The organism is Sphingomonas sp. (genome assembly GCF_045810705.1).
GTDB lineage: Bacteria > Pseudomonadota > Alphaproteobacteria > Sphingomonadales > Sphingomonadaceae > Sphingomicrobium.
Map to the genome: position 1 here is coordinate 90,722 of NZ_JBJMVI010000002.1, position 24,313 is coordinate 115,034.

17 protein-coding genes are annotated in these 24,313 nt (G+C 64.1%); 16 read left to right on the plus strand and 1 reads right to left on the minus strand.

What is annotated here, in order from left to right:
• Positions 1 to 9: 9 nt before the first annotated feature.
• The 5 genes from ACJ8FR_RS00480 to ACJ8FR_RS00500 all read left to right on the plus strand — a co-directional run bounded on the left by ACJ8FR_RS00480 (position 10) and on the right by ACJ8FR_RS00500 (position 10,037).
• Positions 10 to 3,456, plus strand: a complete 3,447-nt coding sequence (locus ACJ8FR_RS00480) for a TonB-dependent receptor (RefSeq protein WP_407826636.1) — start codon at positions 10 to 12, stop codon at positions 3,454 to 3,456.
• Between the two features lie 69 nt (positions 3,457 to 3,525).
• Entirely contained in the window at positions 3,526 to 5,067 is a 1,542-nt protein-coding gene (locus ACJ8FR_RS00485) for a tryptophan halogenase family protein (RefSeq protein WP_407826637.1), read from the plus strand.
• Positions 5,064 to 6,530: a tryptophan 7-halogenase gene (locus ACJ8FR_RS00490; RefSeq protein ID WP_407826638.1), complete on the plus strand. Its 1,467-nt coding sequence runs from the start codon at positions 5,064 to 5,066 to the stop codon at positions 6,528 to 6,530. The genes ACJ8FR_RS00485 and ACJ8FR_RS00490 overlap by 4 nt, the downstream gene beginning before the upstream one ends.
• Positions 6,527 to 7,558: a cupin-like domain-containing protein gene (locus ACJ8FR_RS00495; protein WP_407826639.1), complete on the plus strand. Its 1,032-nt coding sequence runs from the start codon at positions 6,527 to 6,529 to the stop codon at positions 7,556 to 7,558. Before ACJ8FR_RS00490 ends, ACJ8FR_RS00495 begins: the two co-directional genes overlap by 4 nt.
• A 61-nt stretch (positions 7,559 to 7,619) precedes the next feature.
• Entirely contained in the window at positions 7,620 to 10,037 is a 2,418-nt protein-coding gene (locus ACJ8FR_RS00500; protein WP_407826640.1) for a TIM-barrel domain-containing protein, read from the plus strand.
• On the opposite strand, the gene ACJ8FR_RS00505 is transcribed toward ACJ8FR_RS00500, so the two are convergent.
• On the minus strand, positions 10,002 to 10,496 hold the full coding sequence (locus tag ACJ8FR_RS00505) for a DoxX family protein (protein ID WP_407826641.1): 495 nt from the start codon (positions 10,494 to 10,496) through the stop codon (positions 10,002 to 10,004). The genes ACJ8FR_RS00500 and ACJ8FR_RS00505 overlap by 36 nt on opposite strands.
• Before the next feature lie 255 nt (positions 10,497 to 10,751).
• Here ACJ8FR_RS00505 and ACJ8FR_RS00510 point away from each other — a divergent pair, with 255 nt between their 5' ends.
• The 11 genes from ACJ8FR_RS00510 (at position 10,752) to ACJ8FR_RS00560 (ending at position 24,177) form a co-directional block, all read left to right on the plus strand.
• A complete protein-coding gene (locus ACJ8FR_RS00510) occupies positions 10,752 to 11,297 on the plus strand; it encodes a hypothetical protein (RefSeq protein WP_407826642.1) in 546 nt (181 codons plus the stop codon).
• Between the two features lie 65 nt (positions 11,298 to 11,362).
• The gene (locus tag ACJ8FR_RS00515; protein WP_407826643.1) at positions 11,363 to 11,755 is read left to right on the plus strand and encodes a hypothetical protein; all 393 of its coding nucleotides are present in this window, start codon (positions 11,363 to 11,365) and stop codon (positions 11,753 to 11,755) included.
• A 71-nt stretch (positions 11,756 to 11,826) separates the two neighbouring features.
• Entirely contained in the window at positions 11,827 to 13,479 is a 1,653-nt protein-coding gene (locus ACJ8FR_RS00520; protein ID WP_407826644.1) for a multicopper oxidase family protein, read from the plus strand.
• 87 nt (positions 13,480 to 13,566) lie between these two features.
• Positions 13,567 to 14,043, plus strand: a complete 477-nt coding sequence (locus tag ACJ8FR_RS00525; RefSeq protein WP_407826645.1) for a PDZ domain-containing protein — start codon at positions 13,567 to 13,569, stop codon at positions 14,041 to 14,043.
• On the plus strand, positions 14,040 to 14,729 hold the full coding sequence (locus tag ACJ8FR_RS00530; protein ID WP_407826646.1) for a winged helix-turn-helix domain-containing protein: 690 nt from the start codon (positions 14,040 to 14,042) through the stop codon (positions 14,727 to 14,729). The genes ACJ8FR_RS00525 and ACJ8FR_RS00530 overlap by 4 nt, the downstream gene beginning before the upstream one ends.
• Positions 14,726 to 16,114: a sensor histidine kinase gene (locus tag ACJ8FR_RS00535; RefSeq protein ID WP_407826647.1), complete on the plus strand. Its 1,389-nt coding sequence runs from the start codon at positions 14,726 to 14,728 to the stop codon at positions 16,112 to 16,114. The genes ACJ8FR_RS00530 and ACJ8FR_RS00535 overlap by 4 nt, the downstream gene beginning before the upstream one ends.
• Positions 16,115 to 16,218: 104 nt before the next feature.
• Positions 16,219 to 16,758, plus strand: a complete 540-nt coding sequence (locus tag ACJ8FR_RS00540) for a hypothetical protein (protein ID WP_407826648.1) — start codon at positions 16,219 to 16,221, stop codon at positions 16,756 to 16,758.
• Between the two features lie 5 nt (positions 16,759 to 16,763).
• On the plus strand, positions 16,764 to 18,257 hold the full coding sequence (locus tag ACJ8FR_RS00545; RefSeq protein ID WP_407826649.1) for a DHA2 family efflux MFS transporter permease subunit: 1,494 nt from the start codon (positions 16,764 to 16,766) through the stop codon (positions 18,255 to 18,257).
• A 161-nt stretch (positions 18,258 to 18,418) separates the two neighbouring features.
• Positions 18,419 to 19,612, plus strand: a complete 1,194-nt coding sequence (locus tag ACJ8FR_RS00550) for an efflux RND transporter periplasmic adaptor subunit (RefSeq protein WP_407826650.1) — start codon at positions 18,419 to 18,421, stop codon at positions 19,610 to 19,612.
• A gap of 6 nt (positions 19,613 to 19,618) precedes the next feature.
• Positions 19,619 to 22,792, plus strand: a complete 3,174-nt coding sequence (locus ACJ8FR_RS00555) for an efflux RND transporter permease subunit (RefSeq protein WP_407826651.1) — start codon at positions 19,619 to 19,621, stop codon at positions 22,790 to 22,792.
• A complete protein-coding gene (locus ACJ8FR_RS00560; protein WP_407826652.1) occupies positions 22,789 to 24,177 on the plus strand; it encodes an efflux transporter outer membrane subunit in 1,389 nt (462 codons plus the stop codon). The genes ACJ8FR_RS00555 and ACJ8FR_RS00560 overlap by 4 nt, the downstream gene beginning before the upstream one ends.
• Positions 24,178 to 24,313: the final 136 nt, after the last annotated feature.

The following is a 24,313-nucleotide window of genomic DNA, read 5'->3' on the forward strand; positions in this document are numbered from 1 at the left end:
GAGAGTCTAATGAGTGGCAGGCGATCGCACGCCGAAAGCTGCGCGTTTTTTCGTGCAGGGGTTTCGGTCATCGCATTGTGTGGAGCGAGCGCCGCGATAGCTGCTCCCGAGGTCGCTACCGCCGGCGCGGCCACGGCTAATCAGCCGTCCCAGGCGCAACAATCCTCGACCCAAAGCTCGGACCCCGCCGATACTTCGTCGGGCAAGAAGGATGAGATCGTCATCGTCGGAGTGCGGCGAGCGCTCGCGACATCGCAGGCGCTCAAGAAGAATGCGCCGACCGTGGTCGACTCAATCACGGCGACCGACATCGGCGCATTTCCCGACCACAGTGCCGCCAGCGCGATCCAGCGCATTCCCGGCGTCTCGGTCAATCGCCTGCAGTCGGCAGACGACAGCACCCACCCGTCGGGCGAGCCGACGCAGGTCCTCATCCGCGGGCTTCCATTGGTCCGGACCGAGTTCAACGGCCGCGACAGCTTCTCCGCCGATTCCGCGCGCGGGCTTCAATTCAATGACGTCTCGCCCGAGCTTCTCGCCGGCGTTGACGCCTACAAGAACCAAACCGCCGATTTGATCGAAGGCGGGATCGCTGGCACCGTCAATCTCCGGACGCGGCTGCCGTTCGACCAGAAGGGTCTGGTCATCGCCGGCAATGCGAAGATCAATTACGGAAGCCGCTCGAAGAAGTGGACGCCCGAATTCTCCGCCTTGATCAGCGACACTTGGGACACCGAGGCCGGGCGCTTCGGACTGCTCGCCGACTTCGCCTGGAGTCATGTGATTACGCGCACCGAGAGCGTGATCATGGACAAGATCGATACATATTGCTCGGCTGGCGCGGACAGCGGCGTCGCGTTCATTTCCAACGGCATCAGCTTCAAAACGGCGGTCGTTGGCGCCGATGGCTCTATCCCCTGCACGTCGAACATATTCGGCGGCAGCGGCTGGGCATTCGCACCCGACGGGATTCGCTACTCGCAAGTCGATTACGATCGCCATCGCCGCGGCCTGGCATTGGCCGGGCAATATGAAAACCAGAGCGGCACCGTGCGCGCGAACGTCCAGTATCTTGATTCCGAATATCACAATTCATGGATCGAGTACGCCAGCCACGCGATCCTCGATGGCAGTTACTTTGGAACCGGCGCATTCAATCCGCGCACGGACTCCATCCTCGCGGGGTCGAGCGGGCTGACCTTCGGCTCGAACGGCATGCTGACCGGCGGCACGCTGACGCAGCGCCATGGGAGCTTTAACGGCGCAGGCGGCACCTTGCAGGACTCGATCAACGCCGGGTCGGCGGTTCCGGGTGTGCCGTTCGTCAACAATTGCAACTTGCCGCAGGTTTGCACGACCGCGCGCGACGGACTCTACTTCCAGAACGAATCGCGCGACTTCGACCATCGTGAGGGGACCAAGGATCTTTCGGCGAACATCCAGTGGGATGTCACGCCGCGAGTCCATCTCAACCTCGACGCACAGCACATCACGGCGTCGGCGTTCAACAACGACATCCTGGTCGCGACCGGGTCGATGGCGAACTACCAATATTCGCTGAATTCCGACGGGACGCCGCAGGTCGTGCTGCTGCCCGGATCCAACGTCAATTACGCCAGCGGCGGCCTCGCCAATCCGCACAATTACTGGATTCCGTTCATCCAGGGGCACGTCGAGGACAATGACGCACACGAGAACGCCCTTCGTGCCGACCTCAAATATGATTTCGCGCACGACAGCTGGCTCGACTCGCTGAAAGTCGGCGTACGCTGGGCCGACCGCCACCAGACGGTGCGTTATTCGACCTTCAACTGGACGCCGATCGCCGCCAGCTGGAATTGCAACGGCGCCGGCTTCAACGCCGATAATACCCAGCCCAACCCGGCGGCGGCCTGCGACTCCAATTTCAAAGGCTACGGCGCCGGTATCTTCGGCCCGCTCGATATCGGCGGCCTGTACGACGGCAAAGTCTATCCCAACGGCGCGTTGGCGTTCGTCAATCAGTCGGTACTGACCGACTATAGCAAATTGATGGCAGGCCTGTCGGGCGCGGCGACCAATCCGCCGCTCTCGGGCGGCTACACACCGATCTGCGATCGGGCCGGGACGATCGGCTGTTTCCTTCCCTCCGAGATCATGAAGCTGCGCGAACGCACCGAATCGGCCTACGCAATGCTCAATTTCGGCGGCGACGACAAAACGATCTTCAACGGAGTGACGGTCGTCGGCAATGTCGGAGTGCGCGCAGTGCGCACGACCGAATTCGGCAACGGAAGCGTCGGCTTCCCGAGCGCGACAACGTTCAATGGGCTGCCCGCGTGCGCCCCTCCGGTCGCACCCGCAGTCGTCAGCCCAAGCTGCTACCTGACACCGGCGATCCGCGCCTTTGCGAGCGGCGGCGGCATCCCCAATACCTATGAGAAGTCGACCACCCAATGGCTGCCGAGCTTCAACGTCCGGTTCGGCCTGGACGAGAAGGACTTCCTGCGTTTCGCCTATTCGCGAGCCATCTCGCGGCCCGACATCGGGCTGTTGCGCAACTTCGTCCAGATCAACGCGCCGATTATCAACACTGGGCCTGACTCACCCTACGTGGTCTACAATTCGCCGACTGCGGCGCATGTTGCGGCCAATGTCGTCGGCTACAATTTCGTGTTCCAGGCCAATGCCGGCAACGCGGGGCTGAGACCGGTCAAGGCCGACCAGTTCGACGTCTCGTTCGAACGGTACATGGGCCGCACCTCGTCGTTCACGGTGGACGCGTTCTACAAGCGCCTAACCGACCTTATCGCTTACGGTCAGTCTTCGCGAAGCTTCACCAATAACGGGTCGACCCAAGCCGTGCAGGTGAACGGTCCGATCAACGCGACCGGTACCGGCAAGCTCTATGGCTTCGAAGCCAACTACCAGACCTTCTTCACCTTCCTTCCGGGCGCGCTCAGCGGCCTCGGCATGCAGCTCAACTACACCTATGTGCACCAGTCGGGGATCAACAATTCGAACCTGATCACTGCGACAGACGGCGGCGGTGTCGGAGCGCAAGGTATCGGCAATCCCGCGTTGGGCGGTGCCGGCCCTGTCATCGATTCTCACATGCTCGCCGGAATCTCGAAGCATACGGTCAATGCGGTCGGCCTCTACGAAAAGGGACCGCTCGCCATACGTCTCGCCTACAACTGGCGCTCGCGCTACCTGACGCAGAATCTCGATTGCTGTATCGGCTTGCCGGTGTTCCAGAAGGCCGCGGGCTTCCTCGACGGGTCGATCCGCTATTCGATCACCCGCAACATCGAGCTTTCGCTCGAGGGCATCAACCTGCTCGGCACGACGACCGTTTACCAGCAGCAGATCTTTGGGGATTCGCCGCAGTCGCCAGGCGCAAAGCCCGTCTTCATGAATTCGGCATGGAGCAGGGTCGACCGCAGCTTCCAAGCGGGCGCCCGCTTCAAATTCTGATGATATGCTTCCCCTCGCTGCGCCGCCATGCTCACGGCGGCGCAGCATTTTTTGGGAGCTGACCGGCCAATGGCGGAGGCAGACAACAAGTTCCGCATTGTGATCCTCGGTGGCGGCACGGCCGGCTGGATGACCGCGGCAGCCATCGTGCGCCGCTTGCCGCGTGAGTCATACAGCGTCGTCCTGATTGAATCGGATGAGATCGGAATTGTCGGCGTCGGCGAAGCGACGCTGCCGCACATCAAGCAGTTCAACGACATGCTCGGCCTCGACGAGGCGGAGTTCATGCGCGCCACCCGGGCGACGTTCAAGCTGGGTATCGAATTCCGCGACTGGGATCGCCCCGGCGACCGCTACATCCATCCGTTCGGCGCGTTCGGCGAGCCGTGGGGCGGAGTCCAGTTCCAGCACCACTGGCTGCGCCTTCGCGAGAACGGCCGCGATGTTGCGCCGTTTCAATCCTACTCCATGGCGATCGCCGCCGCGCGCGCGAACGCGTTCGCGCTGCCCGACGAGGATCCAGGCTCGGTCCGTTCGACCTATTCCTATGCCTATCACTTCGATTCCGGCCTCTATGCGCCCTACCTCCGCGACTGGGCGATGGCGCGCGGCGTCGCGCGCATGGAAGGGCGGATCGCGGCGGTCGAGCGCGGCTCCCAATCCGACGCGATCCTTGCCTTGTCGATGCAGTCGGGCACCCGGATCGCCGGCGACTTCTTCATCGATTGCTCCGGGTTTCGCTCGCTCCTGCTGGGTGGAGAGCTCGGCGTCGGGTGGGAAGACTGGCATCACTGGCTGCCGTGCGACCGCGCCCTGGCGGTCCCGTGCGATCACGGCGGCGACGGCCTGACGCCCTACACACGATCGACCGCTCAAACGGCGGGCTGGCAGTGGCGCATCCCGCTCCAGCACCGCATCGGCAACGGCTATATTTTCTCGAGCGACTTCATCTCGCAGGACGAGGCGCAGGAGACCCTGCTCGCAAATCTCGACGGCGCCCCGCAGAGCGAGCCGCGGCTGCTCCGCTTCAGTCCCGGCAGGCGAACTTCCGCGTGGGTCGGCAATTGCGTCGCGGTCGGCCTTGCCAGCGGCTTCCTCGAGCCGCTCGAATCGACCAGCATCTTCCTCATCCAGGCCGCGATCATCGACCTCATCGACCTGATGCCCTCGCCTGCCGCCGATCGCGCTATCGATCCGCGGCTCGCCGCCGAGTTCAACCGGCTGACGACGATGCAATATGAGCGGATCCGGGATTTCCTGATCCTCCATTATGTCGCCAACCGACGCGTGGGCGAGCCGCTGTGGGACTATCTGCGCTCCATGCCGTTGCCGGATAGCCTCGGGCACAAAATGGCGCTTTTCCGGGCGCGCGCCACAGCGCCTGAATATCAGTTCGGCCTGTTCTCCCGCGACAGCTGGCTCTCGGTCCTGTTCGGTCAGGGCCTTGACCCGCAAGGCCACGATCCACTTGCCGACACGTTCGATCTCGACTTGGTCGATTCGCAATGCGCTGACTTCAAGAGCCGGATTGAAGCGGCCGTCGCAGCGATGCCGTCGCAACGCGAATTCATCGCCAGCTATTGCGCTGCGACCGAGAGCGTTGCGGCATGACCGCGCCGTTGCGCCAGGTCGTCATCGTCGGGCGCGATGCTGCTCTGTGGCTAACGGCGGCCGCGCTTCGCAAAGCGTTGGGGCCGGCCGGCGCGCGAGTGACGGCAGTCGAACTTCCAAGCCGGCTTGGTCCCGCGTCTGTTTACGCGACGCTGCCGCCAATCGAGTCGCTTCACGCGAGGCTTGGGCTGGACGAAGCTGAGTTGCTGCGCAGCACGCGGGGCAGCTTCTCGCTCGGCTACAATATCGTTCCGCCCAGCGGCGCGCCGTTCTTCCTCGCGCATGGCGCGTACGGAGCGCCGATCGACGGCAGCGACTTTTTCCCTTTCTGGCTCAAGGCGCACCGCTTCGGCCTGACGGCCAAGCTTGAGGATTTCTCGCCGACGGCCATGGCCGCGCGGCACGGGCGGATCATGCTTCCGGACGATGACACCGAACAGTTCGGCCGGACCGATTATGCCTATCATCTCCCCGCGATCGCCTATGCCGCGCTGCTCAAAAGCCACGCGCTTCGGCTTGGGGTTGCTATCCATCAAGCCGTCGAGGTCCGCGTCGAGCAGGAGGAAGGCGGCCGCATCATCCGATCGGTCAGCCCCGATGGCGGACCGGCCATCGGCGGCGACCTGTTCATCGACACGAGCGGGCCGGAAGCGATCCTGCTCGGCGGCGCTCTTGGCGTCGGAAGCGAGGACTGGCGCGCATTCTTCCCCTTTGACCGGCGCGTGACCGGGAAGCGCAAACCCCTTCCATCAGTGCCAAGCTACGCCGAGCTGCGCCTGTCGCCGACGAGCTGCACGGCGCTCTACTCCACCCAGGCGGCGAGCTATGTGACCCACGCCTATCGCGCGAACGAGGAAGGCGACGACGGGGCGACCGCCACTGCCGCCAAGGCTTCGGGTTCGGCGCTGACCGACGTCGCGATCACATCGCTGGCGCCGGCTATTCGCGCCGAAGCCTGGTCGGGCAATTGCGTCGCCATCGGCGCATCGGCGTGCGCACTTGACCCGCTACTGGATCTCGACCTCCACACCGTCCAGCTCGGAATCGTCCACTTGCTGTCGCTATTCCCGACGACCGCCGGAGCGGAATCGGAGCGCGCGGAATACAACCGCGTCACGCGCTCTCATTTCGAGCGGCTCCGCGATTTCCAGGCCGCGCCCTACTTTCTCACCGGGGCATCGCCAGCAGCGCCCGATAGCCTTCTCCACAAGATCGAGACGTTCCGCGCTCGCGGCGCCGTCGCGCCAATGGAAGACGAGACGTTCAGCCCCGACCAGTGGCGCGCACTGTTCGTTGGCCTCGGGCTAATGCCGGAGACTTGGCCGCCGGCGATCGAAACGGTGCCGCCCGAGCGCATGAAAGAAGATTTCAGGCGGATCCTCGGCTTTGTCCGAACCAAGGTGCTCGAGCAGCCAACGCACGGCAATTATCTCGCCGAGACGGGCGCCGGCGGTACGTCATGACCGCGGCGGCTTCCATCTCGGCGGTCGATCCGCTCGATGTGCTTCCGTCGGTCGCGACGGAGCAGTCGAACGACGTACGGAATATCGACCACTTGCTCGAGCGCGCCGAACCCGTCCTCCTGAAGGGAGCGATCGATCATTGGCCGGCTCTCGCCGCGGCGGCACGATCGCCGGCGACACTCGACACCTATCTGCTGGAGCGGGATGGCGGCGCGCCCGTGCCGGTGATGGAGGCGCCGCCGTCGAGCCGCGGTCGATTCGGCTATGCCGCCGACCCGCGCGAATTCAGCTTCACCAAGCGCACGCGTCCGTTAGGCGAGACACTCGCGCGAATTGCCCGGGCACGCACCGGCCCGGCCGCCGCTTACCTCGCGATTCAGATGCTGCCGCTCGACTCGCAAATGCCGGCGTTCGTGCGCGACAACCCGATGCCGCTGCTTCCGATCGGTGCTCGCCCGAAGCTCTGGCTCGGCGGCCCGGTCAAGACGCAAATCCACAACGACCGCGATCATAATCTCGCCTGCGTCGTCGCCGGCCACCGGCGCTTCGTCCTGTTCCCTCCCGACCAGGTCGCCAACCTCTACATCGGTCCGCTCGACAATCCGCCGCCGTTGTCGCTTGTCGACCCCGAAGCGCCCGATCTCGATGCTTTTCCGCGCTTCCGCGACGCGCTCGAGGCGGCGCGAGTCGCTCACCTCGGGCCCGGCGATGCGCTGCTAATGCCGCGATACTGGTGGCATCACGTGACCTCGCGCGATCCTTACAATGCGATGGTCAATTATTGGTGGGGGAGTGTTCCCGCTGGCCTCGGCGACCCTTACGACGCGTTTCTGACCGCATTGCTCGCGTTGAAGGAACTCGCTCCGCAGGAGCGCGCCTATTGGCGAGCGATGATCGACGCCCACGTCTTCGGCGACGACGGCGCGGCGCACATTCCGCCGACCGCCCGGGGAATCCTCGGCGCTATGACCCCGCATCAGCGGATGACGCTGAAACAGCGGCTGAGAGCAGCAGTTCTGAAATCATGATCCAGGCGGGGCGGGGACAACCGAAATGAGAATGGGAGTTTGCGCGGTTCTCGCGGCCTTGTTGGCGGTTCCAACAGGTTCGGAGGCTGCCGACCGGGCGGCGACCGCCACTTCGAATGCGGCCGTGGCGCGGGCAGACGGGCTTGAGGTGCATCGCGGCCGCGTGCTGATGCGCGTGACTGCGGTGACTGACCAAATCATCCGCGTTCGAATCGCGCGTGATGGAATATTGCCCGAAGACGCCAGCTGGGCAGTCCTTCCGGCGATGCGCGCCCATCATGCCGCAGTGACACCGCTGGACGACGGCTTCGCGACAAACGCGATCCGCGTCACGGTCGATCCGTCCAGCCTCGCGCTGACGGTAGCCGACCTGTCGGGCAAAGTTATCAGCGCCGATAGGGGCTCACCGATGTCCCTCGACGGCCGCGCATTCACGCTGCGCAAGGCGCTGCCGTTAGGCGAGCATATCTACGGCTTGGGCGATAAGACCGGCGGCACGCTCGACCGCCGCGGCAAGAGCTACGTCGACTGGAACACCGATGCCTACGGCTTCGACAGCTCGACCGACCCGATCTACAAATCGATCCCGTTCTTCATCTCGCTCGGCGGGACGGGCGGAAGCTACGGCATCCTGCTGGACAATAGCTGGCGGACCTTCTTCGATTTCGGCCACGCCGCCCGGGATACGCTGGCCATGGGCGGTCCGGACGGCCCGATCGATTATTACATCATCGCCGGTCCGGCCATCCGCGACGTCGTGCGCCGCTATTCCGACCTGACCGGCAAGGCGCCCCTCCCGCCGCAATGGGGGCTCGGCTATCAGCAGTCGCGCTACAGCTACATGTCGGCTGACGAAGTGCGCGAGATCGCCCGAACCCTGCGCCAGGACCGGATTCCGACAGACATCATCTGGCTCGACATCGATTTTCAGGATCGCAACCGGCCCTTCACCGTAAATACGAAAGCATTTCCGGACCTCAAGAGCCTGACCGGAGAGCTCGGAGCCGACGGCATCAAGCTCGTGACGATCACCGACCTCCACGTCGCCGCGGCGCCCAATCAAAGCTACGCGCCGTACGACACGGGCATCGTTGGAAACCATTTCGTCCATAATCCGGATGGATCGCCTTATGTCGGCAAGGTCTGGCCTGGGCCGTCCGTCTTCCCCGACTTCACCGACGCCAAAGCGCGCGCCTGGTGGGGCACGAACTTCAAACAGCTGGTCGACGCCGGAGTCGCGGGATTTTGGAACGACATGAACGAGCCGTCGGTGTTCAATGACACCGGCACCATGCCGCTGGACGCCGTGCATCGCGTCGACAGCGACGACTTTTCGCCGCGCAATGCCGCTCATGCCGAGATTCACAACGTCTATGGAATGGAGAATACGCGGGCGACATATGAGGGCGTGAAGGCGCTGCGCCCGAACGAACGCCCATTCGTGATGACCCGCGCGAGCTATGCCGGCGGCCAGCGTTACTCGGTGACCTGGACTGGCGACAATTCGTCGACCTGGGATCACCTGAGGCTGATGGTCCACCAATTGGTCAACCTGGGCCTTTCCGGCTTCTCTTACGCCGGCGCCGATATCGGCGGCTTCACCGGCGGACCGAGCCCCGATCTCATGACTCGCTGGTTTGAAATTGGGGCGTTTACGCCGATCTTCCGCGACCATTCGGAGAAGGACAAGCCTCGCGCGGAGCCGTGGGTCGATGGCCCCGCGCAACTCGCGATCCGCCGCCGCTTCGTCGAGGAGCGGTATCGCCTTCTGCCCTATCTCTACGCGCTCGCCGACCTCAACGCGCGCACCGGGGACCCGCTGATGCGGCCGGTGTTCTACGATTATCCCGATGCCGCGCAGGCGCTATGCGACCAGTCGATGACGTTCACGCTGGGCGCGGCGCTGCTGATCGCGCCTCCACCCAAGATGGAGTCGCCACAGGCCTATGACGTCTGCCTGCCCAAGGGCGGCTGGTACGATTACTGGACGGGCAAGCCGGTTCTCGGGTCGTCCACCATCACTGAAACGCCAAGCCTTGAAAGTCTCCCCGTGTTCGTCCGCGCGGGGACGATCCTGCCGCGCCAACCGCTCGTTCAGAGCACATCCCAAACGCCCAAGGGTCCGCTCTACCTCGAAGTCTATCCCGGCGCCGACTGCGCCGGCACGATCTATCTCGATGACGGGCATTCCATGGCTTTCGCGAAGGGCCACTACCTGCGCCAGACGGTGCGATGCGCGGTCGACGGCAGCAATCTCGTTATCGATTTCGGACCGCGCGAAGGCGACTATGCTCCATGGTGGCGCCAGATCCACTTCATCGTGCACGGCCGATCGACGGGGGATCGAATCAGTAGCTCGACATTGCCGATCCAGGCGGCGCCGAATTCCGCCGCGGGCACGATCGAATTCAACATCCCCGACGTTCCCAGGGGCGGCCGCATCTCAATTGGCAGGGTGATCGAAACCCACGGGTCGTGATAGTGCCCGAGGCCGCCGGCGATTCTCCAGGTGCGCGAGGATCGAAGCGAGGATCAGGCCACCGATCACCGTCAAATGCTCCTCGCTTTCGAGGCGGTTTTCGACCGCCGCCGTCCCGGTCATCGTCCAAAAATGGTGAATGGTTGGGATCGTCGAGAGAGTGAATACACCCAGCATTCCTGCGCCGAGCCAGACCAGCCGGCCGTCAATCACGAGTGCCGAACCGACGAGCAGCACGAACACCATCAGGGCGGCGATCAATGTCGCCGGCTCCAGGCCATAGCCGCGCATCATTTCGGTGGCCGCCGGGAAGTTGAGCAAGAATCCGACGCCTGCAAACCAAAACATAAAGGTGATCGCCACCCGCCCCCCGACCAGGAGCCAGTGCCGATCCAGGATGTTGTCGATGTCCAGTTCGATACCGGCCGCAATCGCTTGCGGTTTACGGACGATTTCCATGAAATGACCTCTCACATTGCTCGACTGACGGTTGCATCAAGGGGCCTCCTGTGCAGGCCGGAACGACCCTGGACCTGCCGCTTGGCCGATAGAGACATGGCCCAGGCGAACTGGAGCCGGGCTGACCAGCAGATGAGGAATTCGTAATTCCGCGACCTGGTCGAACGGAATGACGAATCCGTAAGTCGTTCGCCAGCGAGCCTTTGGGTTGGTTGCGCGATGATGCGCGCTCCGATCCACAGAAAGGCTTTTGACATGCGCACCAAAATTGCACTTCTACTCGCCGCCGGCGGACTCTCGCTGGCCGCCTGCTCCGAGGGTGTCGCCGTTGGCGCCGCCACTCCGGCATTTGCCGACAGCTATTACGCTGGGGCGCCTTACAACGATCTGTGCTGGACCAATGGATGGGCTGGTACTTTCAATTATCCATATTGCGGCTGGTATAACGGCTTCTTCTATCCGGGGAGCGGTGCGTACATGTACGACCGCAATCGCCAGCCGCACGCCTTGACCCCGGCCGAGCAGAATCACTGGGCTGGCCAAAGTCCTGCGCTGAGCAACGGGATGCACAGCCCGGGCCCCGTTCGAACTCAGAGTGCCCTTGGCGGCAACGGCTTTGGCGCTGGCCGCGGCGGCGCTGGCCGCGGCGGCGCTGGAATTGGCGGCGGTCGCGGTTTCGGCGGCGGGCGCGGCGCTGGATTTGGTGGCGGTCACGGCTTCGGCGGCGGGCGCGGCGCTGGATTTGGCGGCGGTCACGGCTTCGGCGGCGGTCACTCCGGCGGTCGCTCCGGCAGGGGCTGAACCAGGCCTCGTGCGACGGGGTCCCGCCGCGGCTGGACCCCAACGCGCGCCAAAGGAGACATCCGATGAGATGGCTTTCAACACTTGCGGTCGCGCTGCTCCCGGCGCTCGTAGCAGCCGCTAACGCTCAAGCACCGGGAACGGTCACGGGCCCGGACTGGCGCCGGCAGATGATCGCGCGCGGCACCGGCACGCTTTTGGTCGACCAGCCCCTCGCCAATCTGACCAGGAACCTGGACCTCACGCCGGATCAGGTCGCGAAGATCAGGCCGATTCTCCTGGCGCACCACGATCGCATCCTCGCCATCCTTGAATCGGCCCCTGCGTCGCTGACCCACGACGAGTTCATGGCGCAGGTGCACGCAATCAGCGCCGAGACTCATGGCCAGATCAATGCGCTTCTCACGCCCAGGCAGCTCGAGCTGGTAAAGGCCCTGGGGACCCCCGCGCGCATCTAGGCCCATCCGCCGGTGGCCCCCGCCGCCGGAGAATGATAGCCTTGGCCGATCACGCGGTCAGGGGCTGCGGCATGGGCAAAATCGTGAGCTGGGGCATTTTGATGGCGGTGTTTTGCACCGCCGGCTCTTCCTCTGCGGACCCCGGGGAGCTGCCGGCCGTGGCACCGGTCGCGAACACCTGTCCGCGGCCAGCTGCAGGCGGCCCGATTGCCGACCCGCCGCGACTCCACAGTGCCAACGGCACGCTCGCCGTGTCGCTTTCCTTCCAGACCCGCGTCGACGAGCACGGGCGCCGTATCTTCTGTTTCATGACGCCTGACGGGCTGCAGAACCCAATGCTGCACGTCGTGCCTGGCGACACGCTGGCGATCACGGTCACCAACAATACGCCGCGCGGAATCGGCCAAATGGGAATCGACCCGCCGCATTGCGGCTCGCCGACGATGTCCAGCTCCGCGGTGAATATCCACTATCACGGCACCAACGTCCCTCCGACCTGCGGCGCCGACGATGTGCTCAAGACCCTCATCAACAGCGGCGACACGTTCCAATACCGATTCACCATTCCGATCGACGAGCCGCCCGGCCTCTACTGGTATCATCCGCACGTCCACGGCACCGCCGATCTGTTGGCAATGGGCGGCGCGACCGGTGCGCTGATCGTCGGCGGAATCGAGAAGCTGCAGCCGGCGGTCGCCGGCATGCCGTCGCGCATCTTCCTGGTGCGGGACCAGCGCCCGCTTGCCGGCGATGACGATGATTGCGCCGTCGCAAATCCGGCTGGAGAAGTCCCCAACCGCGACGTCAGCGTCAATTTCGTGCCGAACGACTCTTCGCGGGTCGGCGGGAATGTCGTCTACGCCAAAGGAAGGATCGCCGTGCCCGCCGGGAAGCGGGAGTTCTGGCGCGTCGGGAATCTCTCCGCCGACACCATCCTCGACCTTCAACTCCTCTACGACGGAGTGCCGCAGCCGCTCGAAATCGTCGCGATCGACGGGGTGCCGGTGAACTCGCAGGACGCGACCGAACCAGGTCGGCCGCTGAGCGTCACAAGATTCCGTCTTCCTACGGCCTCTCGCGTCGAGTTCGTCGTGACGACGCCAACAACCCGTGTTGCATCGGCCGAGCTGATCACCAACGCCGTCGACACCGGCCCGGACGGTGATTGCCATCCGCGCCGCGCGCTGTTCACCATTGCGCCGTCCGCGCGCACCGCGGCGGCTCCCTATCGCGAGGCACGCCTCGTCCGGGGCAGCGGCCGCCGGTTCGCCGGGCTTGCGACAGCACCGGTCACCGCACGCCGCGCGATTTTCTTCGCCGAGGGCGAGCATACCTTCTTCATGACGGTCGAAGGGCAGCCGAACCACGCGTTCGAACCCGGGATGCCGCCGGCGATCGTCACGCACGTCGGGGCGGTCGAGGAATGGGTCGTGCAGAATCGGACCCACGAAAGTCATGAATTCCATATCCACCAGATCCACTTCCTGGTGGAGAGCCAGGACAATTTCGGGAAGTTCGCGCCGGCACCCGGCATTGACGGCCAATTTCTCGATACGGTCGACCTGCCGGCGTGGGATGGCAAAAGCGCCTATCCAAGCGTCAAGCTTCGGATGGATTTCCGCGGCGACATCGCCGGCCGTTTCGTGTTCCACTGCCACATCCTCAGCCACGAGGATAAGGGGATGATGAACGTCATCCAGGTGGACCCGGCCGTAACCCATTGACGGGCGAATTGATGCCCGAAGCCGACCTTACAAAACGTTCATCAAACGCACGCGGTCGCGAAAGCCGTCGCACCGCACTTTCCAGCCGTGGAAAAGCGCTCGAACCTTATCGCGTTGAGACCTCTGACGGCTGTTCTGGCCGTCCTGTTGATCTGTGGCTTTGCAGCGGCCGCGCTGTGGCCGAGGCATTCACCGCTCGCGTCGGTGTTTGCGCCCCGAGGAGCAGCGCTGGTCGGCCAGCTCGACGAGGCGATCGGTGCAACTGTCGAACCTCTGGATTCGGCGACGGCCCGCAGCCTCGGGCTGACGGGCGGAACGCACGGCGTGGTCGTCACCAGCGTCGCGAGCGGAGGCGCCGCGGCCCATGCCGGGGTCCGGACCGGCGATGTCATCGTTGCGATCGACCGGCCGGTGAGTTCAATGAACGATCTCGCGGCGGGGCTCAGGAAAGAGAACCAGGTCCTGACCGTCCGGCTGAACCGGCACGGCCAATCTGTTATAGTGCCGTTGACGGTGCACTCGCAGGCCGGAGAGCCGTCTCCCTTCGAGGAGGAATTGCGATGACCAAGAAAATACTGGTCGTCGAGGACGACGAGACGACCAGCGACTATATCGCGAAGGGGCTCGATGAAAACGGCTATCTGGTCGACCGCGCAAGCAACGGCCGCGACGGACTGTTCCATGCCACGGACGGCGAATATGCGGCGGTCGTTCTCGATCGCATGCTGCCCGGAATGGACGGTCTCTCGGTCCTCGCGGCGATGCGCGCTGCCGGAGTCGAAACGCCCGTCATTATCCTGTCTGCGCTGGGTTCCACCGACGATCGGGTGAAGGGGCTGAAGGCCGGCTCCGACGATTATCTCATCAAGCCGTTCGCATTTTCCGAGCTCCTCGCGCGGCTCGATGCATTGCAGAGGCGCGGAGCCTCTGCTCGCGAGCCGGTCGTTACTGCACTGACCTGTAGCGATCTCACGATGGACCTTCTGACCCACAGGGCCGAACGGGCGGGACGCCGCATCGAACTCCAGCCGCGCGAATTCCGTCTGCTCGAATGCCTGCTTCGGCATCGGGATAATGTGGTTACGCGGACGATGATGCTCGAGGAAGTCTGGGATTATCATTTCGATCCGGGCACCAATGTGATCGACGTTCACATCAGCCGGCTTCGCAAGAAGATCGACGAGGGTGCCGAAACACCCTTGCTTCACACCGTGCGCGGCGTCGGATACATGCTGAGCGAGGCTGCGTGAGCCGTTTCGGCGGCACGTGGCTCAAGCAATCGACGACAGCGCGTTTCCTGTTGCTCTACCTGGCGCTCAGCCTGGTCGGCACGATCCCGATGTTGTTCTTCATATACCGTCAGACCGAGCGGATCGTGATCAGGGAGCATCTGTCGACGATCGAGGATCGCACGGCCATTTTGATGGGCGAATACCGAACCGGCGGCGTTGCCGAGCTCGCGCGGCAGGTGAAGCAACGGACGGAGGGCCCGCTCGCGCATGGCATATTGCTGCTGACCGCTCCGGACGGGCGCAAGATCGCGGGAAATATCGGGGCGTGGCCGCCATCGCTCGATGAACGCACCAAATGGAGGGAAATGCTGCTCTACCGTGACGGGCACGTCGTGCCCGAGCGATTCGGGCTGTCGACGATGCAGCTTCCCTCTCGCGACCGGCTGCTTGTCGGCGTGACCGTCGACGATCGAACACCGATGCGCGCAGCGCTGTTCATTTCGATGTTGGGATCGCTCATTCTCGCGATTCCCATCGGCTTGCTGGGCGGTCTTGTGCTGGTCCGGTTCATGAACTCTCGAGTCAACCGGGTCGCCGAGGTCGCGGATCGAATTGCGGCGGGGGAGCTCGATCAGCGGATCGAGACGAAAGCGACCAACGAGCCGTTTGATCGGCTCGGCACGTCGCTGAACGCCATGCTTGGCAGGATCGAGCATCTGGTGGACCAGCTCCGGTTCGTGACCGACGCTTTGGCCCACGATCTGCGATCGCCCCTGATGCGCATCCAGGCCGGCCTCGAAAAGGCCGCCGGCGAATGCGAGGACGACGCGGCACGCGACGCTTTTTCTTCCATCTCGAGGGAAATCGCCGGAATGATGCGCTTGATCTCGGCGACGCTCGAGATCAGCCGCACCGAGGCCGGGATCGGACGCGAAAACTTCAGCCATTTCCATCTCGGCGACCTCATCAGGGATCTGTGCGAGATGTACCAGCCGCTGGTCGAGGAGCGCGGCTTCGAGATCGACGCCAAACGAAACGGGGATCTGCCGTATTACGGCAACCGCGAGCTGATCGGCCAGGCGGTCTCCAATCTGATCGACAACGCGCTGAAGTACGGCGGCTGTTGCCAGATCGAGCTCGGCGCCGATGCAACCGATTCCGAATTCCGCTTGTGGGTTGCAGACAATGGCCCCGGCATTCCGGAAGATTCGCGCGAAGACGCGATGAAGAAGTACGGCCGGCTCGAGCAGGCCCGTACGCTCGAGGGTAGCGGACTCGGGCTTGCGCTGGTCCGCGCAGTGGCGCGCCTGCACGGCGGCGATCTGTCGCTCGAGGACAATCGTCCCGGCCTTCGCGCGGTCATGCGGTTGCCGAAATCCGCCGACGCGCTCGATCCGCCTTAAGAATCCGTCATTTGGTGACCAGCCTCCGGAGAGCCCGTGAGGTCCAAAGAGGACCGGTACGGTAGGCAAGGACTTGCCGGAACCGTCCAGGGACGGAGGCGATCATGTTGGTGCAGATCAAGCTTGGCGCAGGCGAAATGATGTTCGCCGAGATGCAGGAATTCGGAAGCTTCGGGATCGAGGCTCAGCGCTATATCTGCCGTTCGCTCGACGTTGCTTTTTCGCATGACATTTCGCCGGCCCCCTGGGCACGGAACGAGCGCGAGGCGCACGACATATCCGCTCAGAAGCACGCTTATCGGCTTCTGAGGGGAATCCGCGCGGCGCTGCCTGCAAGCGACGGCTTCATGGACGCAGAGGCGTTCCTGTTCCCGTTGATCGCGGTCAGTACGTTCGACGTCACCTGCGGACCGATCGTCAGTTTTGCGGAGTACCGGTTCCTTTACGAACGGCTCCTCGGCGCCGCAGCTCGGCCGTGGCTCGCGAGCGCGTTCCTCGCCGCGGCTTCCGCGCCGCATTTTCCAGCCGAAATCCGTCAGGCCCTGGTCAGAACCGTGAACTCGGGCCTGACCGAGCGCTGGTCGACGGCGGAGCCTGCGTTTCAGCCTGAGTGGCTCGGCGACGACCAACAACTCGCGGCATAAGCGCAATGACCAAGCAGCTGGAGGGCATGTCTCCAGTCCGCCATGCCATGGTCACCCTCGGCGTGATCCTCGGCATGCTCATGCAGTTGCTGGACATGACCATCGCCAATGTCGCCCTGCCGCATATGCAGGTCAGCCTCGGCGCGACCCAGGACGAGATCGATTGGGTCCTGACCTCGTATATTGTGGCGGCGGCGATCGCGACGCCGATCACCGGTTGGCTGGCCGACCGTTCCGGTCGAAAGCCGCTGTTCATTGCATCAATCATCGCGTTCGTCGCTGCGTCGGCATTGTGCGCGGTTGGGCAGACGATCGGCCAGATGGTGCTGTTCCGCACAGTCCAGGGCGTAGCCGGTGCCTTTCTGGTCCCGCTCGCTCAGTCCACCCTGCTCGATATCAACCCGCCCGCCAGGCGAGGACGCGCGATGGCGCTGTTCGGAGCCGGCGTCATGGTCGGTCCGATCCTCGGTCCGATGCTCGGTGGTTGGCTGACGCAGCAATATGACTGGCGGTGGGTGTTCCTGATCAACGTGCCGGTGGGTGCGATCGCTGCGCTGCTGACCTGGTATTCGATGCCGGATACTCCGCGCTTGAAGCGACGTTTCGACGTGTCGGGATTTGCGCTGCTGGCAATCGGCCTCGCCAGCCTCCAACTGGTGCTCGATCGCGGATCGCAGCTGCATTGGCTCGCGAGCTGGCAAATCGGCGTCGGAATAGCCGCCGCCGCTGGCGGGCTGGCGATGTTCATTGTGCACATCCTGAAGGCGCGCAGACCGCTGTTCGATCCGCGCATGTTCAGCGACCGGAACTTCACCGGAGGCCTCATATTCATGGGCGTCTCGGGAATGATGCTCTTTGCCGGTCTGTCGCTCCTCCCGCCGCTGCTGCAGGACCTGCTCGGCTATTCGACTTTCGACACGGGCCTGTTGATGGCGCCGCGGGGCGCGGGCACGCTGGTGACGATGCTGGTCGCGGGGCGCCTTGTCGGGCGAGTCGACACGCGCATTCTTGCCGGAATTGGCCTCGGCCTCCTCGCCTGCGCCTCTTATCAGATGTCGCTGTTCACCTTGAGCATGGGCCAAGCCCCAGTGATCGTCAGCGGCGTGGTGCAGGGGATCGGGCTCGGACTCATCTTCGTTCCGCTGAACACGGTCGCATTCGCCACTTTGGACGCGCGCCAGCGAACGGCGGGTACGAGCCTGTTCAATCTCGCGCGGAACATCGGCGGGTCGACCGGCATCTCGATCATGGCAACGCTTCTGACCCGCAACATCCGGGTCGGCGACGCCGGTCTCGCGACATCGCCAGCCCGTCATGCGACGCTGCTGATGCACCGTCAGGCCGCCATGGCTGCCTACGTCGACGATTTCCGACTGATGACGGTGCTGACGTTGTGCACACTGCCTCTGCTGCTCCTCTTACAGCCGCTCGTGCGGCGCGAGTCGGGCGGCCGAATGATAAATTACCGAACCGTCATGCGGTGCACGGAGGGCCGTTAGGCTCGCACCCGTAAAAGGCCATTTGTCGGGTCGCGCAGTCCCCCGGGATTCCCCCCGCTCCCCGCCCAACCGGGCGACCGCGCACCCGACAACCGGCGAGACCATCACATTCCGTTCACTCGCTAGCCGAGGTCTCGCCGCATTTCAGGGAGGCGACGACGATGCCGACACGAATGACGATCCAAATCCTTGCGACCGCCGGCATGCTTGCGCTTGCCGCGTGCACCAAGAGCGAAGCGCAGACTGCTCGATCCGGCATGGCCGGCGGGCCGGTGGCGGTCGGCTACGTGGTCGCGCAGGCAAGCAGCGTCCCGATTGTACAGGATCTCCCGGGACGGGTGGCCGCGTTCCAGATCTCCGAAGTCCGCCCGCAGGTTTCCGGCGTGATCCTTCGCCGACTGTTCCAGGAAGGCGCGATCGTTCGCCAGGGGCAGACGCTCTATCAGATCGACCCGAGCCTCTATCATGCCGCGGCGGCCCAGGCGTCGGCCAACCTCCAGAGCGCGCGAGCCAATGCGGAAGCGGCGAACGCGCTTGCCACGCGCTACAAGCCGCTGGCCCAAATGCAGGCCGTCGCCCAGCAGGATTATACGACCGCGGTTTCCCAGGCGCGCATGGCCAACGCAGCCATCGCCCAAAACGCCGCGGCGCTTCGAACAGCGCAGATCAACGTCCGCTTCACGCGGGTCCCGGCCCCGATCAGCGGCCGCGTCGGGCTTTCGGCCTTCACCGAAGGCGCGCTCGTCACATCCGGCCAGACCGATTCATTGACCACGATTACGCGTCTCGACCCGGTCTATGTGGATATACAGCAGTCGGCCGCGGACCTGCTCTCGCTTCGGCGGTCGCTCGCGCAGGGCGGCGTGCAGCCGACGACGGCGCAGGTTCGGCTGCTCCTGCCCGACGGCACCGATTATGGCGTCACCGGCACGGTCGAATTCAGCCAGGTGATCGTCGATCTGAACACGGGGACCGTAACTCTTCGCGCGAGCTTTCCCAATCCGGACAACATCCTGCTGCCGGGCATGTTCGTCAAAGCCCGCTTTGCGCAGGCCATCGACACTCAGGCGATCCTGGTACCTCAGCCGGCGCTTTCGCGCGACCCGCAGGGCAATGCGACCGTTTGGATTGTCGGCCCGGGCAACAAGGCCGAGCAGAAGATGGTCGTCGCCGACCGGACCGAGGGCGCAAACTGGGTCGTCACCGGCGGACTTCAGCCGGGCGACAAGATCATTACGCAGGGCACGGCCAACCTCCGGCCCAACGAACCCGTCCGGCCAGTGTCCGCCAATGCGCCGCAGCGCATCCAGGCGCCGCCGGCTAAGACTCTCCAATCCAATCCCAGCCGATCGTGACGGCGGATGTCACGGATATTCATCGACCGGCCCATCTTCGCCTGGGTCATCGCCATCCTCATCATGCTGCTTGGCGCAGGCGCCATCACGCAGCTCCCGATCGCCCAATATCCGGACATCGCGCCGCCGCAGGTGAGCATCAACGCCACCTATCCCGGTGCGTCTGCCGACATACTCCAGAACAGCGTCACGCAGATTCTCGAACAGCAGCTGACCGGCATCGACGGCCTGCTCTATTTCAACTCTTCGTCCAACTCGAACGGCCAAGTTTCGATCACCGCGACCTTTGCCAAAGGCACCAATCCCGACGTCGCGCAGATGCAGGTGCAAAACAGCATCCAGGCCTCGATTTCGCGCCTGCCGCAGCAGGTGCAGCAGCAGGGCGTCCGAGTCACCAAATCGAATCCTGACATCCTCCTGATCGTCGGCGTTTACGACGAGACCAACCGAGCCACGAACGTCGATATCGGCGACTGGCTGGTCAACAATATGCAGTATCAGGTCGGGCGCCTCGCCGGCGTCGGCAACATCAGCATGTTCGGCTCGCAATATGCGATGCGCGTGTGGCTCGACCCGGGCCGCCTGCAGACCTACAGCCTGATGCCGAGCGACGTGATCAGCGCGATCAACGCGCAGAACGTCCAGGTTGCGGCCGGAGAGGTCGGCGGTCAGCCGCAGCCCACCACCCAGATGCTCGACGCCACGGTCACGGCGCAGTCCAAACTGCAGACGCCGGAGCAGTTCCGCAACATCATCGTCAAGTCCGATCCTACCGGCGCGCGCGTGCTGCTGTCCGACGTCGCGCGTGTCGAGCTCGGCGCCGACAATTACAACATCTTCAGCCGGGTGGATGGGCATCCGGGGGCGGGGATGGCGATCTTCACCGCCCCGGGTGCCGACGCGCTCAAGACGGCCGCGCTGGTCAAGCAGACGGTGCAGCAGATCGCGAAAAGCTTCCCGCCCGGCTACAAATTCTCCTACGCCTACGACACCACCAGCTTCATCAAGCTTTCGGTCATCGAAGTCGTCAAGACGCTGATCGAGGCCATGGCCCTCGTGATCCTCGTGATGTTCGTGTTTCTACAAAGCTGGCGCACGACGATCATCCCCGCGGTCGCCATTCCGGTCGTGCTGCTCGGCACGTTCGGCGTGCTCGACCTGATCGGTTTTTCGATCAACACGATGACGCTTTTCGGCCTGGTGCTCGCGATCGGCCTGCTGGTCGACGATGCGATCGTCGTCGTTGAGAACGTGGAGCGCCTGCTCGAGGAAAATCCCGGCATGAGCCCGCGCGAGGCGACGATCCAGTCGATGGACCAGATCCAGATCGCGCTGGTCGCCATCGCGCTGGTGCTATCGGCGGTGTTCCTTCCGATGATCTTTTTTGGCGGATCGACAGGCGTCATCTACCGCCAGTTCTCCGCGACGATCGTCTCGGCAATGGCGCTGTCCGTATTCGTCGCGCTGACGCTGAGCCCGGCTCTTGCCGCCACATTGCTCCGGGCGCGGACGGCCGACCCGCCGCAGCAATCCAAAGCCGAATTGCTGATGGAGCATGCCCGCAACCGCTTCAATAATGCATTCGACGCGGGCCGCGACTGGTATGTCGCAAAGGTCGGCACCGCCGTCAATCGCAAGTGGCTCTTCCTCGCCATCTATGGCCTCATCGGCGCCGCCCTGGTCGCCATGTTTGTCCGGCTCCCGACCGGCTTCATTCCCGGCGAGGACCAAGGCGTCGTCACGGTCCAGTTCCGATTGCCCGCGGGCGCGACCCTCGGCCGCACCCGCGAGGTGCAGAGGGCGGTCGAGAACTATTTCCTCAAGGGCCCCGAGAGCAAGAACGTCTCCGCCTATTTCACGCTTGCCGGTGGCGGCCAGGGCTTGAGCGGCCAGAATGCCGGGCAAGCATTCATCAATCTCGCCGACTACAGCGTGCGCAAGGGCTCGCAGAATAGTGCCGACGCAATCGTGAAGCGCGCGAGCGCGGCGTTCCGCGGCTTTCGCGATGCGCAGGTTTTCGCCCTCGTTCCTCCTCCGATCCGCGGTTTGGGCCAGTCCTCGGGGTTCACCATGGAGCTGGAGAATGCCGCCGGCATGAGCCAGACTCAGTTCAACGCTGTCCGCGACCAGTTGCTTGCCTCGGCGACGAGCGATCCCTTGCTGTCCTCGGTCCGGCTTTCCCAATTACCGGATACGCCGACGCTCAACGTCAACGTGAATGAGGAAGCGCTCAACACCTACGGCGTGCAGAGCAACGACGTGAACACCACGCTGACGGCAGCGTGGGGCGGCAATTACGTCAACGACTTCATCGACCGTGGCCGAGTGAAGCGCGTCTATGTCCAGGGCGACGCCCAGTATCGCGCCGCTCCATCCGACATCGACCAATGGTCGGTCCGCAACAATCTTGGCGAAATGGTTTCGTTCGCGACCTTCGCCCAGACCGGTTGGGGTGTCGCGTCGGTCAACCTGTGGCGCTTCAACGGGAATCCCGCGTTTGAATTCCAGGGCAATGCTGCGCCGGGCCAGAGCTCGGGCCAGGCGATGACCGAAATTTCGCGGCTTGCCTCGCAATTTCCCGGCGTCAGCGTTGCGTGGTCGGGCGCATCGTTCCAGCAACTGCTCTCGTCCGGACAAGCGCCGCTGCTTTACGCAATCTCGCTAATCGTCGTGTTCCTGTGCCTCGCCGCGCTCTACGAAAGCTGGTCGATCCCGCTTGCCGTCCTGCTCGTCATTCCACTCGGACTGGTTGGCGCCGTCTTCGCGGTTACGCTGCGTGGGTTGGAGAATGACGTCTATCTCCAGATCGGCCTGCTCACGACCATGGGCCTCGCGGCAAAGAACGCGATCCTGATGATCGAATTCGCCGAACGGGCCGAAAAGGAGGAAGGCAAGGGCGTGCTCGATTCGGCGCTCGAAGCGGCCCGCCTCCGCCTTCGCCCGATCGTCATGACCAGCTTCGCCTTCATCTTCGGCGTGCTCCCGCTCGCCATCTCGACCGGCGCTGGTGCGAACAGCCGGATCGCCATCGGCACGTCCGTCGTCGGCGGCATGGTGACCGCGACCATCCTCGCGATCTTCTACATTCCACTCTTCTTCGTTCTGGTGCGCACCGGCATCCATGGCGCGTTCGCAGCCATTCGCGCGCACTTCCGCGGCCGGCAGGAGGCAAGGACATGAAACGCTCGATTAGGGTGGTCGCGATGCTGCTTGCCGGCTGCACCACGATGGAACCCAAATATGCCCGGCCGGAAGCGGCGATTCCGGCGTCCTGGCCGGTGGGTGACGCCTATCTCAAGCAGAGCGAGGCTGCGCTTCCTACAGTCACCTACGCGCAGATCTTCCGCGACCCTCGGCTGCAGGCGTTGATCGGGCAAGCGCTGGCCAACAATCAGGACCTCAAGCTCGCCGCGGCCAATATCGCGGCAGCGCGCGCCCAATACCGGATCCAGCGGGCTGCGCTCCTGCCGCAAATCAATGCGAGTGCCGGCGCAACAGCGAGCAACGTCACGAGTGCCCGGGAAGTTTCGGTGAACGTAGGAGTGCCGAGTTTCGAGCTCGACCTGTTCGGCCGCATTCGCTCGCTTACGCACGCCCAGCTCGATCGCTACTTTGCGACCGAATCCGCGGCGCGCGCCACCCGGCTCGCGCTCGTCGGCGATATCGCCATCGGGTGGCTCACTTATGCCGCGGATGCGAGCCTGCTCCAGATCGCGCAAAACACGGTTTCGAGCGGCGAAAAGACGGTACAGCTGACCCAGTTGCGGCTCGACGGGGGCATCGCTCCGAAGACCGACTTGCTCCAGGCGCAACAGATCCTCGAGACCGCCCAAGCCGACGAAGCGCAGGAGCGAACCGCTGTTGCGCAGGATGTCAACGCGCTGAGACTGCTGGTCGGCGCGGAGATTTCGCCGAGCCTCCTTCCTGCGAACATCGACGAAGCAGCGAGCAACATCGCCGAACTCCCCGCGGGCGTGAGCTCCGAAGTCCTGCTCCGCCGGCCCGATGTGGTCGAAGCTGAATATCAATTGCGGGCCTCGAACGCGGATATCGGAGCGGCGCGGGCGGCCCTCTTCCCGCGAATCTCGCTGACCGGATTGCTCGGCTTTGCAGCCAACGCGCTCGCGAACCTGTTCACCGGCGGCGCATTCGCGTGGAGCGGCGGGCTCGGCGCCAGCTATTCGATATTTCAGGGCGGAGCCGGACACGCGAACGTCCGCCTGAGCGAAGCCCAGCGCGACGCGGCGCTCGCAACTTACCAGAAGTCGATTCAAACCGCCTTCCGCGAAGTCGCCGATGCGCTGGCGCGGCGCGGCACGATTGACGACCAGCTTGGCGCAATCACGCGCGACGAGCAGTCAGCCGCCGAGACCTACCGGCTCGAGCAAGCGCGTTACCGCGAGGGGATTGATCCTTTCCTCAGCACGCTCGTCTCACAGCGCTCATATTATGCGGCTCAGCAGCTGGTCGTCGCGATCAGGTTCACCGCCGCGGCCAACCTCGCCACGCTGTACACGACGCTCGGCGGAGATTCGCTGGAGCCTTCCACGCTCGCACAACGTTAAGCTTACCGAATCGTCATCTCTTGCACGCCGGAAGGACAGGCGCGGCGACGTAAGTATGGCGGGTCGGTTGCCCGGATCGGTTCTGTCGCCCCCGCTCACCGCTTCGCGCAACCGACAACCCAGATTTGGAGCCACG